The organism is Polynucleobacter sp. JS-Mosq-20-D10, from assembly GCF_018687755.1.
Taxonomy (GTDB): Bacteria; Pseudomonadota; Gammaproteobacteria; order Burkholderiales; family Burkholderiaceae; genus Polynucleobacter.
On the sequence record NZ_CP061305.1, the window covers coordinates 1,565,444 to 1,583,601 of the forward strand.

Annotated in this window: 15 protein-coding genes and 1 pseudogene; 3 read left to right on the forward strand and 13 right to left on the reverse strand. The window is 47.2% G+C overall.

The features are described 5' to 3' along the window. Positions 1-76: 76 nt before the first annotated feature. From rfaD to gyrA, 13 genes and pseudogenes are all read right to left on the reverse strand, one after another. Positions 77-1,096 (reverse strand): ADP-glyceromanno-heptose 6-epimerase, encoded by a 1,020-nt coding sequence (rfaD, locus tag FD967_RS08070; RefSeq protein WP_215325494.1) that lies wholly within the window; start codon positions 1,094-1,096, stop codon positions 77-79. After that, positions 1,093-2,022, reverse strand: coding sequence for a D-glycero-beta-D-manno-heptose-7-phosphate kinase (gene rfaE1 / locus FD967_RS08075; RefSeq protein WP_215325495.1), 930 nt, complete (start codon positions 2,020-2,022; stop codon positions 1,093-1,095). Before rfaE1 ends, rfaD begins: the two co-directional genes overlap by 4 nt. A 50-nt stretch (positions 2,023-2,072) precedes the next feature. Then, entirely contained in the window at positions 2,073-3,437 is a 1,365-nt protein-coding gene (locus tag FD967_RS08080; protein WP_215325496.1) for a UDP-glucose/GDP-mannose dehydrogenase family protein, read from the reverse strand. Between the two features lie 46 nt (positions 3,438-3,483). Next, the gene (lapB, locus tag FD967_RS08085; protein WP_215325497.1) at positions 3,484-4,695 is read right to left on the reverse strand and encodes a lipopolysaccharide assembly protein LapB; all 1,212 of its coding nucleotides are present in this window, start codon (positions 4,693-4,695) and stop codon (positions 3,484-3,486) included. 108 nt (positions 4,696-4,803) lie between these two features. Further along, positions 4,804-5,100, reverse strand: a pseudogene (locus FD967_RS08090) (integration host factor subunit beta); the annotation flags it as partial. Between the two features lie 52 nt (positions 5,101-5,152). After that, the gene (rpsA, locus tag FD967_RS08095; protein WP_215304875.1) at positions 5,153-6,826 is read right to left on the reverse strand and encodes a 30S ribosomal protein S1; all 1,674 of its coding nucleotides are present in this window, start codon (positions 6,824-6,826) and stop codon (positions 5,153-5,155) included. 143 nt (positions 6,827-6,969) lie between these two features. Beyond that, positions 6,970-7,632 (reverse strand): (d)CMP kinase, encoded by a 663-nt coding sequence (cmk, locus tag FD967_RS08100; RefSeq protein WP_215325498.1) that lies wholly within the window; start codon positions 7,630-7,632, stop codon positions 6,970-6,972. A gap of 12 nt (positions 7,633-7,644) precedes the next feature. Beyond that, a complete protein-coding gene (aroA, locus tag FD967_RS08105) occupies positions 7,645-8,973 on the reverse strand; it encodes a 3-phosphoshikimate 1-carboxyvinyltransferase (RefSeq protein WP_215325499.1) in 1,329 nt (442 codons plus the stop codon). Continuing rightward, positions 8,973-9,854, reverse strand: a complete 882-nt coding sequence (locus FD967_RS08110; protein WP_215325500.1) for a prephenate dehydrogenase/arogenate dehydrogenase family protein — start codon at positions 9,852-9,854, stop codon at positions 8,973-8,975. The genes aroA and FD967_RS08110 overlap by 1 nt, the downstream gene beginning before the upstream one ends. A gap of 32 nt (positions 9,855-9,886) precedes the next feature. After that, on the reverse strand, positions 9,887-11,017 hold the full coding sequence (gene hisC, locus FD967_RS08115; RefSeq protein WP_215325501.1) for a histidinol-phosphate transaminase: 1,131 nt from the start codon (positions 11,015-11,017) through the stop codon (positions 9,887-9,889). Beyond that, a complete protein-coding gene (gene pheA, locus FD967_RS08120) occupies positions 11,014-12,108 on the reverse strand; it encodes a prephenate dehydratase (protein ID WP_215325502.1) in 1,095 nt (364 codons plus the stop codon). The genes hisC and pheA overlap by 4 nt, the downstream gene beginning before the upstream one ends. After that, on the reverse strand, positions 12,108-13,205 hold the full coding sequence (gene serC / locus FD967_RS08125; RefSeq protein ID WP_215325504.1) for a 3-phosphoserine/phosphohydroxythreonine transaminase: 1,098 nt from the start codon (positions 13,203-13,205) through the stop codon (positions 12,108-12,110). Before serC ends, pheA begins: the two co-directional genes overlap by 1 nt. A 31-nt stretch (positions 13,206-13,236) precedes the next feature. After that, positions 13,237-15,939 carry a DNA gyrase subunit A gene (gene gyrA / locus FD967_RS08130; RefSeq protein WP_215325505.1) on the reverse strand — a complete coding sequence of 901 codons (2,703 nt, stop codon included), beginning with the start codon at positions 15,937-15,939 and terminating at the stop codon, positions 13,237-13,239. 161 nt (positions 15,940-16,100) lie between these two features. Here gyrA and ompA point away from each other — a divergent pair, with 161 nt between their 5' ends. The 3 genes from ompA (at position 16,101) to FD967_RS08145 (ending at position 18,146) form a co-directional block, all read left to right on the forward strand. Then, complete coding sequence (gene ompA / locus FD967_RS08135; RefSeq protein WP_215325506.1) at positions 16,101-16,682, forward strand: outer membrane protein OmpA; 582 nt, start codon at positions 16,101-16,103, stop codon at positions 16,680-16,682. A 100-nt stretch (positions 16,683-16,782) separates the two neighbouring features. Further along, positions 16,783-17,472, forward strand: coding sequence for a bifunctional 2-polyprenyl-6-hydroxyphenol methylase/3-demethylubiquinol 3-O-methyltransferase UbiG (ubiG, locus tag FD967_RS08140; protein WP_215325507.1), 690 nt, complete (start codon positions 16,783-16,785; stop codon positions 17,470-17,472). Continuing rightward, positions 17,469-18,146, forward strand: coding sequence for an HAD family hydrolase (locus FD967_RS08145; protein WP_215325508.1), 678 nt, complete (start codon positions 17,469-17,471; stop codon positions 18,144-18,146). The genes ubiG and FD967_RS08145 overlap by 4 nt, the downstream gene beginning before the upstream one ends. Positions 18,147-18,158: the final 12 nt, after the last annotated feature.

An 18,158-nucleotide genomic window follows, 5' to 3' on the forward strand; every position in this document is an offset into this window, starting at 1 on the left:
TGCACTAGTCAATCAACATAGGAGCACTCCTATGTATGCGGAAATCAGCTCCCAGGAATGGGTGCCGATCTATAACCTAAAGTGGACTTGCTAAGAAATCCGCATTAGCTGATAACCAGGCAATATAACGACTGACGCCCTGCTCCACATTCAGGAAGGGCTCTGCGTATCCAGCAGCACGCAGCTTGGTTAAATCCGCTTGCGTGAAGCACTGATACTTACCTTTGAGCGCCTCCGGAAATGGAATGTACTCAATTGCCTTTTCTTTGACCAACTCTTCTAGACTAGCAGAATTGGCATGATCGATTTTGCGCATGGCATTGGCTACTGCATGAGCAACATCATTGAATGGCTGTGCGCGGCCACTACCAAGGTTGAAGATGCCACTGATTTCTGGATGATCTAAGAAATAGAGATTCACCTTCACAACGTCTTCCACTGATACAAAGTCACGACTTTGCTCACCAGCACCATAGCCACCATACTCACCAAAGAGCTTAACTTTGCCATTTAATTTGTATTGATGGTACTGATGGAATGCCACTGAAGCCATACGACCTTTATGTGATTCACGTGGACCGTAGACATTGAAATATCGAAAGCCAACTACTTGCGCTGTATTGGCTTTTTCAATAAAGCGCTTACGCATCACTTGATCAAATAGGAATTTTGAGTAGCCATAAATATTCAATGGCTTCTCGTGCTCACGACTCTCCACAAACACATCAGAACCACCATAGGTTGCTGCTGAAGAGGCATAGAGCAACTGCACTTTTTGTTCTGTACAAATATCGAGTAAATCCATGGTGTAACGGAAATTATTTGCCATCATGAAGATGCCATCAGTCTCCATCGTATCCGAGCAAGCCCCTTCATGAAAGACTGCTCTCACCTTACCAAAGCGACCACTTCTAAATGCCCCTAGAAACTCATCTTTATCAAGGTAATCAATGATGTCTAAATCCGCAAGATTGCGATACTTATCAGCGGGACGTAAATCATCGACCGCAATAATGTTTTTCTCACCACGTACATTTAGCGCTTGAACAATATTCGCGCCAATAAACCCAGCGGCGCCGGTTACAATAATCGTCATTGCAATTCCTCTGAAGTAACGGTGGCAGTGCCCAATTTGCCCACCACAATACCACCCGCACGATTAGCCAAAGCCATCGCTCTTTCAAGCGGCCAGCCAGCTGCCAATGCTACTGCCAGCGTTCCTATCACGGTATCGCCCGCACCTGATACATCAAACACTTCGCGTGCCTGCGCCTTCACATGGCTCACACCTGCCTCAGTAAATAAACTCATTCCCTCCTCGGAGCGCGTCAGAAGAAGGGCCTCTAGGTTTAAAGATTTTCTGAGATCTTGCGCTCTCTTTGTAAGATCCTCTTCACTGGTCCATTGACCCACGACTTGGCGGAGTTCGCTACGGTTTGGAGTAAGTACAGTGGCGCCACGATATTTAGCGTAGTCATCACCTTTAGGGTCAACGAGAATCGTTTTCTTTTGAGCACGAGCCTGCTCAATCATTAAAGTGACTTGACCTAATGCACCCTTGCCGTAGTCAGACAAAATCACCACATCAGCATCGCCTACGAGCTTTTCATAGCGCTCTAATTTTTGAGCCAGTGCTAACTCACTAGGAGCCTCTTCAAAGTCCAAACGTATCAATTGCTGTTGTCTTGCAATGACTCGTAACTTCACAGTGGTTGGCACTTTGCTGTCGATCTCTAATTGACTATCAACACCACTCGATTTCAGCAACTCGGTAACGCGATGTCCTGGCTCATCATTACCAATCACACCTAAAATCGTTGTCTTTGCGCCAAGAGCTGCAACGTTACGAGCAACGTTGGCAGCACCACCCAAACGCTCGTCAATCTTGCCTACTTGAACAACGGGTACTGGCGCCTCAGGAGAAATCCGATTCGTATCACCAAACCAATAGCGATCCAGCATGACATCGCCCACTACCAATAAGCGGGCTTTAGAAAACTGTTCTCGGTTAGCTTTTTCCACGATGTAACTAATCTCTCTAATCTATCTAAGGAATTCTTATTTACTTCTCATTAATTATGACGACCAATACCTCGGTACTCAATGCCTAATTCTTGCATAGCTTGCGGCTCATACAGATTACGACCATCAAAGATGATGGGGTTCTTGAGTTTGGCTTTGAGAAGCTCAAAATCCGGGCTACGGAAGGCCTTCCACTCGGTCACGATTACAAGGGCATCGGCGTCTTGGGTTGCTGCCATTGGATCATCCACCAAGGTCACTTGCTTGAGACCTTCTGGATTGCCCTTGAAGTCTACTTCAAGACAGTGCTTAGTTTCTGGCATCGCTACTGGATCATGGGCCACCACTTGGGCGCCGCGCTTGACCAACTCCTGAATGATGACTCGACTAGGTGCCTCGCGCATATCGTCGGTATTGGGTTTAAAAGCCAAGCCCCACATGGCAAACTTTTTACCTTTAAGGTCAGCACCAAAACGTTTTTCAATCTTCTCTACCAAAATGTATTTTTGGGCTTCGTTGACTGCCTCTACAGCATCCAGAATCTTCAGATCACGTCCATGCTCAATAGCAGTTTTAGACAAGGCTGAAACATCCTTGGGAAAGCAAGAGCCGCCGTAGCCTGTACCGGAGTATAAAAAGCCATAACCAATGCGGGAGTCTGAACCAATCCCTTGGCGCACGGCTTCAATATCAGCCCCTACCAAATCAGCTAGATTAGCTAACTCATTCATGAAGGAGATGCGGGTAGCCAACATCGCATTAGCTGCATATTTGGTCAGCTCAGCACTCTTCACATCCATGTAATAAGTGCGCTCATGATGGCGATTAAATGGGGCATAGAGTTTGCGCATCTGCTCTTTAGCTCTCAGGCCTGCTGGGGTACTTTGCGTTCCAATCACAATGCGATCAGGCCGCATAAAGTCTTCTACAGCAGCGCCCTCTTTAAGGAACTCTGGATTGGAGACTACGGAGCACAGCTCTGGTGAGAGACCCCTTTTTTGGAGCTCTTCAGTAATCGCAGCTCCAACTTTATCAGCAGTGCCCACTGGCACAGTCGATTTATCAACAATCACTTTAGAAGTGGTCATATGGCGACCAATATTGCGAGCAGCTGCTACAACGTATTGCAGATCAGCTGAACCATCTTCATCTGGAGGGGTACCTACCGCAATAAATTGAATGTCGCCATGATCGACAGAGGCTGCAATATCGGTAGAGAACTGTAAACGGCCCGCAGCGCGATTGCGCTCAATCATCTCTTTTAAGCCAGGTTCGTAAATAGGCACACCACCAGAATTGAGAATCTCAATCTTTTTAGGGTCGACGTCAACACAAAAAACGTTATTGCCCTGCTCTGCTAAGCAAGCGCCTGTAACAAGACCAACGTAACCGCTGCCGATGATGGTGACTTTCAAAATATCTCCCAGTAATTCAGTATTAGGTTATTCATTGCAAATCAGACTACATTGAAGGGCCGCTAGGAACAGCTCCCTCGCTACGTCTTGGGGAGTATGCCTCCCAATAATTACAACCTGGACACTGCCAGTAAAAACGTCTCGCACGGAAACCACAGTTACCACAGGTATAGCGAGCCAGACTAGTTGTACGCTGCTTCAGTAAACTCAATGTTGCCTGTAGATCAGAAACTCGCTCTGGCGTGCCATTGCTCTGGGCTAATGCTAAACGTGTTTCCGCCAATTTCGCGAGAGCACTCAAACTTGGTGAATGCTGCATCACCTCAACTAGCATGACCTCAGCAGCTTGCGCCCCACGAATTTGGGTCATATGCTTTTGCACAATGTCGAGTAACTCACCAGAGGCTTGAGTTTTCAGCAACTCACAAAGCGCACTCAAACCTAAATCTGCCTTATCCAACGCTGTGTGCGCAGCCATCCAGCGATCTGCAAGCAAATGCATATAAGCAGGATGAGTCTTCGCAATTACAGCCCATACATCAATTGCCTGAGCTGGGCGATCCATGGCTATTAAATAATCACCTTGCAAAATGAGTGCACGTGCGTGATGCGGAACTGCTTGTAATGCCAACTGAACAGACTGCTCAACTGCCGGCAAATCTTTGCGACGCAATGCTTCTTGACCAAGCTCACAATGAAACTGTGCGATCTCGGTGTGATGTGACTTGCCTTGTAAGGCCTCGAGCTCGCTTGCAGCAATAATGGCTTTTTTCCAGTCCCGCTCAATTTGATACATCTCGAGCAGACTCTCTTTTGCGGGCGCTGCAAACTTGCCTTCACCCACCCGATTTAATGACGCTTCAGCACGGTCTAATAAACCAGCACGCAGAAAATCACGACCTAATTCATAGGCAGCATGATCTCGATCACGTGGCTTTAAGTCATCGCGATTAGCCAAGTGTTGGTGAATTCGAATCGCACGCTCAGTTTCGCCACGGCGTCGAAATAAATTACCTAAAGCAAAGTGAAGATCGATTGTTTCAGGATCAAGCTGAGCGATCTTGACTAATGTCTCAATTGCCTGATCTGGCTGCTCATTTAATAAAAGACTTAAACCTTTAAAAGTTGAACGTTGCTGACGCATGCGCTCACGCTCATCCATGCGATTCTCAAGACGCAGATCCCAGCGACTAGCCAACCAACCAATGCCAAACATGACTGGTATTAACAACAGCCAGGAGGTTGCAATCTGAATCATGCTGTGCAGAACTTAAATAAAAAAATGGTCCGAATGGACCACTGGATATGCGCTATGTGACTAGGCACCAGAACCCTCTTTAGGGCTCACCTGCTTCAGAGGCTTGTAATCAACACGCTCACGTAATTCTTTACCTGGCTTGAAATGGGGTACACGCTTTTCTGGGATCAATACCTTCTCACCAGATTTTGGGTTACGACCAGTGCGTGCAGGCCGATGATGCAAAACAAAGCTACCAACACCGCGCAACTCAATCCGCTTGCCTTCGGCCAAAGCGTGAGTCATCGTGTCTAGCAAAGTTTTTACAGCCAACTCTACATCTCTTGGTAGCAGCTGGGGAAACTGCTCCGCCAAACTCTCCACGAGCTCGGAACGAGTAATTGCTTGTTGCTCTTGATCTGACATATCTATCAATAAAAAAACCGCCGCCCTCCTTATGGAAAGCGGCGATATTGATTTAGCCTTGATTGTCCATTTTTGCTTTTAACAAGGCGCCCAAGTTGGTTGTGCCAGACTGCGCATCACCTTGGAGCTTGCTCATAGCATCTTGTTGGTCAGAGCTGTCTTTAGCTTTGATTGAAAGATTGATTGCACGTGACTTGCGATCAATATTAATGATCATTGCAGTTACGCTATCGCCTTCTTTCAATACATTGCGTGCATCTTCAACGCGATCTGTTGAGATCTCAGAAGCACGTAAGTAAGCTTCAACTTCATCAGCCAAGTGAATCGTTGCACCCTTAGCATCAACAGCCTTCACAGTACCAGTTACAAGGCTACCCTTGTCACTTACGGATGTGTAGTTATTGAATGGGTCACCAGACAATTGCTTGATACCGAGAGAGATACGCTCTTTCTCAACATCAATAGCCAATACAGTAGCTTCAACTTCATCGCCTTTTTTGTATTTCTTAACAGCTTCTTCGCCAGGCTCATTCCAAGAAATGTCCGAAAGGTGAACCAAACCGTCAATACCACCAGGCAAGCCAATGAACACGCCAAAGTCAGTAATCGACTTGATTGCGCCAGTCAACTTGTCGCCTTTTTGTTGGCCACGTGAGAACTCTTCCCATGGATTTGCTTTGCACTGCTTGATGCCCAAGCTGATACGACGCTTGTCTTCATCAATATCCAGAACCATGACTTCAACTTCGGTTCCTAATGCAGTAGCTTTGCTTGGAGCAACGTTCTTGTTGGTCCAGTCCATTTCAGAAACGTGTACCAAACCTTCGATACCAGATTCGATTTCTACGAACGCGCCGTAATCAGTCAGGTTGGTTACCTTACCGAATAAACGGGTGTTTGGTGGGTAACGACGAGCGATACCAACCCATGGATCATCACCAAGCTGCTTCACGCCGAGTGAAACACGGTTCTTCTCTTGATCAAACTTCAAAATCTTTGCGGTAACTTCTTGACCAACAGTCAACATCTCGCTTGGGTGACGCACACGACGCCATGCCAAATCGGTAATGTGCAAGAGTCCGTCGATACCACCGAGGTCCACGAACGCGCCGTAGTCAGTGATGTTCTTAACGATACCTTGAACAACGCTACCTTCTTTGAGGTTAGACATCAACTTCGCGCGCTCTTCACCTTGGCTAGCTTCAACAACTGCACGACGTGACAACACTACGTTATTACGCTTACGGTCAAGCTTGATAACCTTGAACTCCATCGTCTTACCTTCGTAAGGGCTGGTGTCTTTGATTGGGCGTGTATCAACGAGTGATCCAGGCAAGAATGCACGGATACCGTTCACCATGACTGTCAAGCCACCTTTGACCTTACCGGTAACAGTACCAGTAACGATCTCAGCTTGCTCAAGCGCTTTCTCCAAGTTCATCCATGATGCCAAGCGTTTCGCTTTGTCACGGGAAAGGATTGTGTCGCCATAGCCGTTCTCCAGAGCGTCAATAGCAACAGAAACGAAATCGCCAGGAGCTACTTCAATCTCTCCAGCGTCGTTATGGAATTCTTCAACAGGAATAAACGCTTCGGATTTCAATCCAGCGTTAACAACGACGAAGTTATGGTCGATGCGAAGTACTTCAGCCGAAATAACTTGGCCGGTCTTCATATTCGATCGGGTTAATGATTCTTCAAATAGTTCTGCAAATGATTCAGACATTTATATATTCACTTTGTGCCGCCAGAAGACCTGACGGGTTAGGTTAAAAAAGCCCCAAGAAACACGCTAAATTAGATAATCGCGTTGTAGAGTTTCTTAAGACGCCAAAACAACTTCTATTGCTATTTACTGCTCACCTAAAATTAAGCTGTTTTTGATTGATACCAATCTAAAACCGTCTTAACTGCTTGATCTATCGATAATTCCGATGTTTCTAGCACTTCGGCGCCGTCTGCGACTAACAAAGGAGCGGCACCTCGACTACTGTCTCTAGCATCGCGCTCTTGCAAATCGTGCAACAAGTCCTCTAGTTTAACAGAAATTCCCTTAGCTATCAATTGCTTATACCGTCGTTCAGCTCTAGCTTCAGCAGTCGCCGTGAGGAAAATCTTCAAAACAGCATCGGGAAATATCACGCTTGCCATGTCGCGACCATCAGCAACTAAGCCCGGAGCAAGCCTAAAGCCATGTTGAACAGCCACTAAAGCCTGCCTGACCTCTGGATGAACCGCAATTGCGGAGGCTCGTAAACCAACACTTTCTGTGCGAATAGCATCCGTCACATCTTCCGAATTGAGCAGAATTTGGCCATTTTTGAAGGAAATCACCAGTTTTTTAGCCAAAATACCCAGTTCTGGGCCATTTTGAGGATCAATGGATGCTTTTTGACTCCCCAAAGCGACAAGCCGGTAGAGTGCACCACTGTCCAGGTAATGAAAGCCCAACTTTTCCGCCACCAAAGAAGCCACCGTCCCTTTACCGGAAGCGGTTGGCCCATCTATAGCAATCACTGGAGGCAAATTCATCAAAAGCGATTTCTAGGAGACGATCTTTGCGAACTCAGCAAAGTAAGTGGGGAAGGTTTTAGCAACACAGTTGGGATCATTGATCTTGAGCGCATTAGGGCCAAAAGCGGCTAATGAGAAGCACATGGCCATACGATGGTCATCATAAGTATCGATACCTTCAGCGGAAGACTTCCAGTCAGAAGCAGACGATGGCGCTTGGACTACGATGTAATCAGCGCCCTCTTCGACAATGGCGCCCACTTTTGTTAATTCCTTAGTCATTGCTGCAATACGATCCGTTTCCTTCACACGCCAGCTCGCAATATTGTTCAAACGCGTAGGGCCTTCAGCAAATAAAGCTGCAACTGCCAAAGTCATCGCCGCATCCGGAATTTCTGTGCAATCGATCGTAATGCCATTGAGCTTGCCATTCGTATTCTGAACGCCAGTAACTTCAATCCAATCTTCCCCAAAAGAAATCTTTGCACCCATTAATGCGAGTGCATCAGCAAAAGCCACATCACCCTGAATACTTTGACTACCAACACCCAAGACACGCACTGGTCCACCACCAATCGCGCCAAGCGCCAAGAAGTAAGAAGCAGAAGATGCGTCACCCTCAACCGATAGGGCGCCAGGGCTTTGATAAACCGCATCAGAAGTCTTTGCAGGAATTACAAAAGACTGTGCATCAGGACAAGCTACTTTGACACCAAAACGCGCCATGAGCTTGAGCGTGATATCGATATAAGGACGAGAAATCAACTCACCAATCACTTCGATCCGAACTGGCTGTTTTGCAACTAAAGGCAAAGCCATCAACAAGGCTGTCAGGAATTGGCTAGAGACATCGCCGCGTACCTTCACTACATCTTGAATTTCAATATCAGCAGCAAGAATCTTGATCGGCGGATAACCTTCTTGTAATTCATAGTCAATCTTTGCGCCCACTTGGCGCAGACCATCCACTAAATCTCGAATTGGCCTTTCATGCATACGAGGCACACCAGACAAGCGGTAGTTACCGCCCTGCATTGCAAGAGCTGCTGTTAGCGGACGAATTGCCGTACCTGCATTACCCATAAAAAGATCTGCATTTTGTATCGGGAACTTCCCACTGCAACCTTCAACCACACAGACTTTGTCAGCATGGTCAGTTACCGATAGACCCAATTGACGAAGTGCATTACGCATCACCTGGGTATCGTCAGCATCCAGTAAATTTTTGAGGGTGGTTGTGCCTGAGGACAGGGCAGCCAATAACAAAGCGCGATTAGAAATACTCTTAGATCCCGGCAAGATAATCGAGCCTTGCGCTCTTTTGAAGGGCCCAACTTGAATATCTGGTAACCCACTCATCAAAGTACATCCAAGTCTTGGCGTGCTTTGCTGGCCTTCTTGAATAACTTCTCTAAGCCTGAACCATCATTCTCAGCAATCAATTTACGCATGTGGTTCACGATGAGCAAATATTGGTCAAGCTCCTTGAGAACTGCGGTGCGATTACCCAAGCAAATATCACGCCACATCTCTGGGCTCGAAGCTGCAATACGTGTGAAATCTTTAAAGCCTGCGCCCACATGACCAAGCTTTTGATCGGCATCCTCTGAGTTCACAACACTGGCCATTAATGCATAAGACAACAGATGTGGCAAATGGGAGACTGCTGCATAGATCGCATCATGCTGAACACAAGAAATCTTTTTAACAACAGAGCCAACTGACTGCCAAAAGCCTTCGATTAAATCTGTATCTTGTGGAGAGTTTTCTTGCAGGGGGCAAAGAATGGTTTGCTTACCTTCAAATAAATCTGCTTTTGCAGCGCCAGCACCATGTTGCGCACCACCTGCAATCGGATGAGCTGGTACAAACTGGCAAGCTTTTTTACCCAAGACTTCTTTGGCAGCCAAAATCACATCACCCTTAGTACTGCCCGCATCTGTAATCATTGTTCTGGGTTCGAGATGAGGTTCGATGGCTTCAAAGGCTGCACGCATCTGCGCCACTGGCATACACAACACAATCACATCGGCCTGCTTAGTCGCCTCAGCCAGATCCACTGCAGCATCTATAGCACCCATCTTGAGAGCTTGATCTAGATTCGGGGCGCTACGGCCGACACCCAAGACCTGATTGACCACGCCCGCTTTTTTTAATGCTAGGCCTAAGGAAGCACCAATTAGACCAACACCAACAATCGCAACGGTACCGTAATTACTGGATGGATTAATGATGGCCATTGACTTATAAAATTTATCTGATTGACGTTGAATTATTGCTGCGCCAAAATATCTTGTAGGGCAGAAATAAAAGCCGCATTCTCTTCAGGTAAGCCGATAGAGATCCGTAACCACTGTGGCAAACCATAATTACCAACTGGGCGAACAATAATGCCACGCTTAAGCAACTCTAAATTAATACGAGTACCAGCACCATCATCCTCGCCCACTCTCACCAGCACAAAGTTTCCAGCTGACGGAAGATAGGTTAAGCCAATTGCATCAAATGCTTGTGTCAGTTGAACTAAACCAGCGCGATTCAATTCAAAGCCTTTCTGCAAGAAAGCAGAATCTTGAAATGCTGCGATCGCAGCTGCCTGCGCAAGACTATTGACGTTAAATGGTTGCCGAATTCGATTGAGTAGATCTGTCAAGGCAGGTTGAGCGACACCATATCCGATTCGTAAGCCTGCCAAACCATACGCTTTAGAGAAGCTACGCGACAAGATCATATTTGGGAAGCGCTTGACCCAAGCAATAGCGTCATAGCGCTGCTCTAGGGCAAGGTACTCGTTATAAGCCTCATCCAGCACGACCACCACATGAGCAGGCACAGCCATTAAGAAATCTTCGATCTCTTTAGCGCTGAGGTAACTGCCAGTCGGATTATTGGGATTAGCCACAAACACCAACTTCGCTTTATCACCTGAGGCTTTAACTGCTTGCAGCATGGCAGGCAGGTCATGACCATACATTGCAGTTGCAGCCACCTCAATCGCCTTAGCGCCAACAGCTTGTGTCGCCAATGGATAAACCGCAAAGGCATGTTTAGAGAAAATCACTTCATCGCTAGCTTGAGCCACTGCACGTGCAGCTAACTCCAAAATGTCGTTACTACCATTACCTAAAGTAATCCAATCCGCTGGAACACCTAAGCGCGCTGACAAAACAGCCTTTAATTCAAAACCATTAGAGTCTGGATAGCGACCTAAGTCACTCGCAGCCTTCAGCATGGCATCTTGCGCCGACTTTGGCATACCCAATGGATTTTCATTGGAAGCCAACTTCACGATCTTGTTTTCATCAAGGCCGTATTCACGCGCAACCTCACTGATAGGTCGCCCGCCAACATAGGGTGCTATCGCATGAATATGCTTTAAACCGATATTAGATTTTGATGTCATGCTGAATGAGGATATGAGCCGAGGTTTTTATAAAAAGCAGCTGTCGTTTTTAACTCTTCCAGGGCTTTGGCTACTTTTGTATCTTCAGCATGCCCCGCTACATCAATATAGAAGTGGTACTCCCAAGTTCCCTTGCGAGCAGGGCGAGATTCAAAGCGATTCATGGAAACGCCATGCTTAGCCAAGGGCTCTAATAAACGATGCACAGCACCTGGTTGGTTATCTACTGATAGCACCAGAGATGTTTGATCTTTGCCGGTAGGCTGACACTCATAAGTCCCGACCACTACAAAACGGGTACGGTTATGAGGATCATCCTGAATCTGTGCAGCTACTGCCTGCAATCCATAAGCTTCTTGTGCAGGGTCTCCAGCAATCGCCGCTAAAGTCGGATCATTAGCAACCATACGAGCAGCCTCTGCATTACTACTCACTGCCTGACGTTTTAAGTGGGGAGCATGCAAACTCAACCATTGCTGACATTGCGCTAAAGCTTGGGCGTGAGCGCAAACCGTGGTCACGCCGTCTAAACTACCGCTCTTAGTTAGCAGATGGTGACGAATGGGTAGCACCACTTCACCGCTAATCCGCATCGGTGAATCTAGAAGCAAGTCTAGGGTTCTTGAAATCGCACCCTCACTAGAATTTTCTACTGGTACAACACCAAACTGCGCCACACCCTTCTCTACCACCTTAAATACTTCATCCAAACTGTTGCAAGGAAGACCAGCAATCGAGTGACCAAAATAGGTTTGAGCTGCTTGCTCTGAAAATGTTCCTACTGGTCCAAGATAGGCAATCGTCTGACGAGCCTCTAGGGCACGACAAGCCGACATCACCTCACGCCAAATTGCTGCAATACCATCAGGCAACAACGGGCCCTTGCTGAGCTCCTGTAAGCGCGCAACAACTTGACGCTCACGCTCCGGCCTAAACACTGGTGATGAAAACCCACCTTTAATGTGGCCGACCTCTTGAGCAGCTTTTGCACGCTGTGATAACAAATCTAAAATCTGCGCATCCAGTTCATCGATTTTGTCGCGGATTGGCGCCAGTCGCTGTTCTTCTGTACTCTGGTCTTTGGAACTCATTAGGCACGCCTTTCAAAGTCACGCATGAATTCCACCAAGGTCTTGACGCCCTCCAGTGGCATGGCGTTGTAAATACTGGCGCGCATACCGCCTGCCGCCTTATGGCCGCGCAAGGCAACTAAGCCTGACGCATTAGATTGCTCGAGGAACTGGGCGTTTAAATTTTCATCCTTCAGGAAGAAAGTGACATTCATACGAGAGCGATATTCTTTAGGAATGCGATTATCGTAAAAACTGCTTTGATCCAAAAAGTTGTAAAGCAAATCTGCTTTTTCTTGATTGCACTTCTCAATCGCTTTTACACCGCCCTGCTTGAGTAACCACTTAAAGCCTAGTCCAGCCATATAAATCGAGAAAGTAGGCGGCGTATTGAGCATGGAGTCAGTTGCCGCTTGTTTAGACCAATCCCAAATCGATGGTGTAATTTTCATACTGTGCCCCATTAAGTCCTTGCGTACGATCACAATCGTTACGCCGGATGGGCCAATATTTTTTTGTGCGCCACCAAACCAGACACCACACTTTGTGACATCGATTTCTCTAGAGAGGATGTTGCTAGAAATATCGGCAACCAATAGCTTGCCATTGACATCAGGAACATCTGGGAACTCTACGCCACCAATGGTTTCATTCGCACAGTAATGAACGTAAGCAGCATCATCCGATAGTTGCCAAGAAGATCTTTCGGGAATCGTATTAAATTGTTCAGCTGCGGAGGACGCGGCCAAGTGAGCAACACCATACTTTTCAGCCTCTTTAAATGACTTTTCAGACCAAACACCAGTCACCAAAAAATCTGCCTTTGGGCCATTCTTGGCTAAGGGCATCAGGTTCATGGGGATGGCAGCATTCTGACCTAATCCACCACCTTGAAGCATCAATATTTCATAAGAATCCGGAATGCCCATGAGGGTACGTAAGTCATGCAACACTTCCTCATACAAGGCCATGAACTCTTTGCCCCGATGACTCACTTCCATCACACTTGCACCTAAGCCCTGCCAATTCAACATCTCTGCAGCAGCCTGCCTTAATACCTCTTCAGGCAAGGTAGCAGGCCCCGCAGCGAAATTAAAAATGCGGCGGTCAAACGTCATGATGAGTTAATTAACCTTAAATGAATGCCAATTAGGCATCACCAGTTTCATCAGGATTGGAATCCAGCGCTGGATCGCCGTCTTCACCATCTTCAAGATCACTTTCATCATCAGAATCACTTTCAGCAATACGCTGCAAGCCAGACAAACGCGTACCTTCATCGACATTAATCAAAGTGACGCCTTGTGTTGCGCGCCCCATCTCACGAATCTCTGAGACACGAGTGCGCACCAAAATACCGCCAGTAGTGATCAACATAATTTGATCTTCTGGAGATACCAAAGCAGCGGCAACTACTTTTCCGTTTCGCTCAGTTGTCTGAATTGCAATCATGCCCTTAGTGCCACGACCATGACGGGTGTATTCACCAATCGGAGTGCGCTTACCAAAACCATTTTCTGTTGCTGTTAATACGCTACTCGGAATTACGAGGCCATTCGCATCGACGACAGCCACTTCAGCGCCTTCAGCAGCTTCGGCTGGGGCAACTAACATAGCAATGACTTGATGACCTTCACCTAAGTTCATACCGCGTACACCGCGTGCAGTACGACCCATTGGACGCACATCGTTCTCATCAAAGCGCACTGCTTTACCAGCATCAGAGAACAACATCACATCATGCTGACCATCAGTAATCGCTGCACCAACCAAGAAGTCGTTTTCATTTAAGTCGACAGCAATAATTCCGGCCTTACGTGGATTAGAGAAGTCAGATAAACGCGTCTTCTTCACTGTACCCAAGCTCGTTGCCATGAAGACATAATGATCGTCTTGATACCCCTTAATCGGGAGAATCACGGTGATCTTTTCGCCCTCAATCAGCGGGAACATATTCACGATTGGCTTGCCGCGTGAGTTACGGCTTCCTTGTGGAACTTCCCACACTTTGAGCCAATACATTCGGCCACGATCGGAGAAGCACAGAATGATGTCATGCGTATTGGCAACGAAGAGTGTCTCAATCCAATCTTCATTCTTGGTGGCTGCAGCTTGTTTGCCACGACCACCTCGTTTTTGCGCACGGTATTCACTGAGAGGCTGACTCTTCATATAGCCAGTGTTCGAGAGTGTGACCACCATATCTTGCGGAGTGATCAGGTCTTCTGTGAACAGCTCGGTGGCATTCATTTCAATAAATGAACGACGACCAGAATCACCACCAGCAATACCAAATTCCGCTTGAACTTCTTTTAACTCGGATTCAATGACTTGAGTGACGCGCTCTGGCTTAGCAAGTAAGTCGAGCAAATCCGAAATCTCCGCCATGACATCTTTGTACTCATTCACAATCTTGTCTTGCTCAAGGCCTGTCAAGCGTTGTAAACGCATCTGCAAAATTTCTTGCGCCTGGCTGTCAGACAAGCGATAGAGGCCGGTAGTTTGCATACCGTACTCTGGCAACAAACCTTCAGGACGATACGCATTGCGACCGCCTGGAGTATCTGTCTCGGCACGCGCCAACATCTCGCGCACCATGGAAGAGTCCCAAGCCTTACTCATCAATTCTTGCTTAGCAACTACTGGGTTTGCAGCAGCTTTAATGATGGCGATAAATTCATCAATATTTGCCAAGGCAACAGCCAAGCCTTCTAAGACATGGCCACGCTCGCGTGCTTTGCGTAATTCAAAAATCGTACGACGTGTAACCACTTCACGGCGATGCTGCAAGAAGTACTCGAGCATTTGCTTCAGGTTCAACAGGCGCGGCTGGTTATCTACTAGAGCCACCATGTTCATACCGAAGTTATCTTGCAGTTGAGTGCTCTTGTACAAATTATTGAGAACGACTTCAGGCACTTCACCACGCTTGAGCTCAATCACGACGCGCATACCTGACTTATCAGATTCATCGCGCAGATCAGAAATACCTTCTACTTTTTTCTCATTCACCAACTCAGCAATACGCTCGAGCAAGTTCTTTTTATTGACTTGGTATGGCAACTCATCCACGATGATGGCCTGACGAGCGCCCTTGTCGAGGTCTTCAAAGTGAGTCTTGGCGCGCATCACCACACGGCCACGGCCAGTGCGATAGCCCTCACGAACCCCTTGAACACCATAAATGATGCCGGCGGTCGGGAAATCCGGGGCAGGAATAATCTCAATCAGCTCATCAATCGAGCATTCTGGATTGTGCAATACATGTAAACAGGCTGTAACTACCTCATCTAGGTTATGCGGAGGAATATTGGTCGCCATACCCACGGCAATGCCAGAACTGCCGTTGATCAGCAAATTAGGCACTTTTGCAGGAAGAATGAGGGGCTCTTTCTCGCTGCCGTCGTAATTTGGCCCGAAATCCACGGTTTCCTTGTCCAAATCAGCCAAAAGCTCATGGGCAATCTTGCGAAGGCGGATCTCGGTGTAACGCATCGCAGCAGCGTTATCACCGTCTACGGAGCCAAAGTTACCCTGCCCGTCAACTAGCATATAGCGCAGAGAGAAGTCCTGGGCCATGCGAACAATGGTGTCATACACCGCAGAATCGCCATGTGGATGGTATTTACCGATCACATCGCCAACTATACGGGCAGATTTTTTGTAAGCACGGTTCCAATCGTTGTTTAATTCATACATTGCGAATAAGACCCGGCGATGAACCGGTTTGAGGCCGTCACGTACGTCTGGCAGAGCTCTGCCGACAATGACGCTCATTGCGTAGTCCAAATAGGACCGCCGCATTTCGTCTTCTAGGGATATTGGTAGTGTTTCTTTAGCGGCTTGTTCCATTTAGAAATAATATCATTTTGATGGCTGATAGCCCCTATGCTAAAATTTCGTCAGTTTGTACGAAATTGAGATGTGTCGCTTTGCGGTTTTTTTGCTTCAATGTAGGGCGAATTACATTTAAGTTTGACTTTAATTAAAAAAGAGATTTTTGAGGACTAAAAATGAACAAAACCCTGAAACTGGTACTTGCTGGTGTAATTACTGTTGCTGCTACTGCTGCTTCCGCCCAAAACGTTGACAACTGGGTCAACTCAACTGGTTTATCCTGGAAAAACGGCGACGGCACATTGTGCTGGCGTGATGCTAGCTGGACACCAGCAACTGCAGCTAAAGGCTGTGATGGTTTCTTAGCTCCTAAGCCTGCTGCTACATCTGGCGTTAGCCAAAGCAAGATCACTTTGCAAGCTGACACACTCTATGACTTCGATAAAGCAACATTGAAGCCAGAAGGTCAAGCAACTTTAGACAAAATTGCAAAAGATTTAAGCAAAATCAAATTAGAAGTAATTATTGCTGTTGGTAACACCGATAGCGTTGGTACTGATGCTTACAACATGGCTCTCGGCCAGCGTCGTGCTCAGTCAGTTAAAGCTTACTTAGTAAGCAAAGGTGTTGACGGTAGCCGTATTTACACAGAATCAAAAGGCAAGAGCAATCCAGTTGCAAGCAATGCAACTGCTGAAGGCCGCGCCAAGAACCGCCGCACCGACATCGAAGTTGTTGGTACAGCTGCAGTTAAGTAATTCTTTTTACTTGTAAAAAAGCCCGGTTCTGCCGGGCTTTTTTATTTCCGCTATATTCGTAATTCATTTATCTCAACGCGCTTCCCGCGCCTTTATTCCTATGAACGTCGATCAATCTGAAATCGCTAAATTTAGCGCCCTAGCCCATCGCTGGTGGGATCCCCACAGCGAATTCAAGCCTTTACATGCCATTAACCCCTTGCGACTCAATTGGATCAAGTCTTTTGTTGACCTCCAAGGCAAGAAGGTTTTAGATGTCGGTTGCGGTGGCGGAATTCTGGCAGAGTCGATTGCGCAGTCAGGCGCCGATACCTGCGGTATCGACCTATCCGAAAAGGCCCTGAAAGTCGCCGAGTTGCATGCGCTAGAGGTCGGCGCCACACTCAAATACCGCTCTATTTCAGCTGAAGCACTAGCCGAGGAAGAGCCCGGTCAGTATGACGTTGTAACCTGTATGGAGATGCTAGAACATGTTCCAGACCCAGCCTCTGTGGTTCAAGCTTGTGCAAATCTCTGCAAGCCAGGCGGCACTCTATTTTTTAGCACTCTGAATCGCAACCCCAAGTCCTACTTATTTGCGATTATTGGCGCTGAATATATCTTGCGACTGCTCCCAAAGGGTACCCACGAATATGCAAAATTCATCAAGCCCTCTGAATTAGTCGCATTTACCCGTCACGCCGGTTTAGACATGCTCGGCATGAAAGGGATGACATATAACCCCATCACGCAAGTCTATAAATTAGGGGAAGATGTAGATGTGAACTACATGATTGCAGTGCGCAAATGAATAGCGGGTTAGTAAGTCCTTACAAGGGCATCTTTTTTGATCTAGATGGCACCCTTGCTGACACAGCTCCAGACCTTGTCGCGGCTGCTAACCAGCTCCTCATTGCTCGTAATCTTCCACCCATGCAATATGAAGTATTGCGCCCCCGCGCCTCTGCAGGAGCTCGTGGACTGATTAGAGGAGCATTTGGGATCGACACCGATCACCCCGATTTCATTCCACTTCGAGATGAGTTCTTCTCAAATTATGAAAAAGCACTCTTGGTCAATAGCGTCATTTTTGATGGCGTTGATCACTTACTAGATCAATTAGATGGCGCAAAGCTACCTTGGGGTATTGTCACCAATAAAAGCGAGCGCTTTACCAATCCCCTAACTGAATTAATGGGCTTGCGCCAAAGAGCAGCATCAACAGTTTCTGGTGATACCACTCCTCATTCAAAACCCCATCCTGAGCCTATCTTGCATGCGGCTAGACTCGCCAACATTGACCCGACCAAATCGGTATACGTTGGTGATGACATCAGAGACATCGTGGCGGGCAAGGCGGCGGGCATGAAGACGATCGCAGCAGCCTATGGCTATTGCGGCTGTGAGGAGCCCCCAGAGGCCTGGGGCGCGGATTATCTCGTGCACCACCCAAAAGAATTGCTGGAAATCATCTTCCCGCAGTAGGGAGATAAAAAG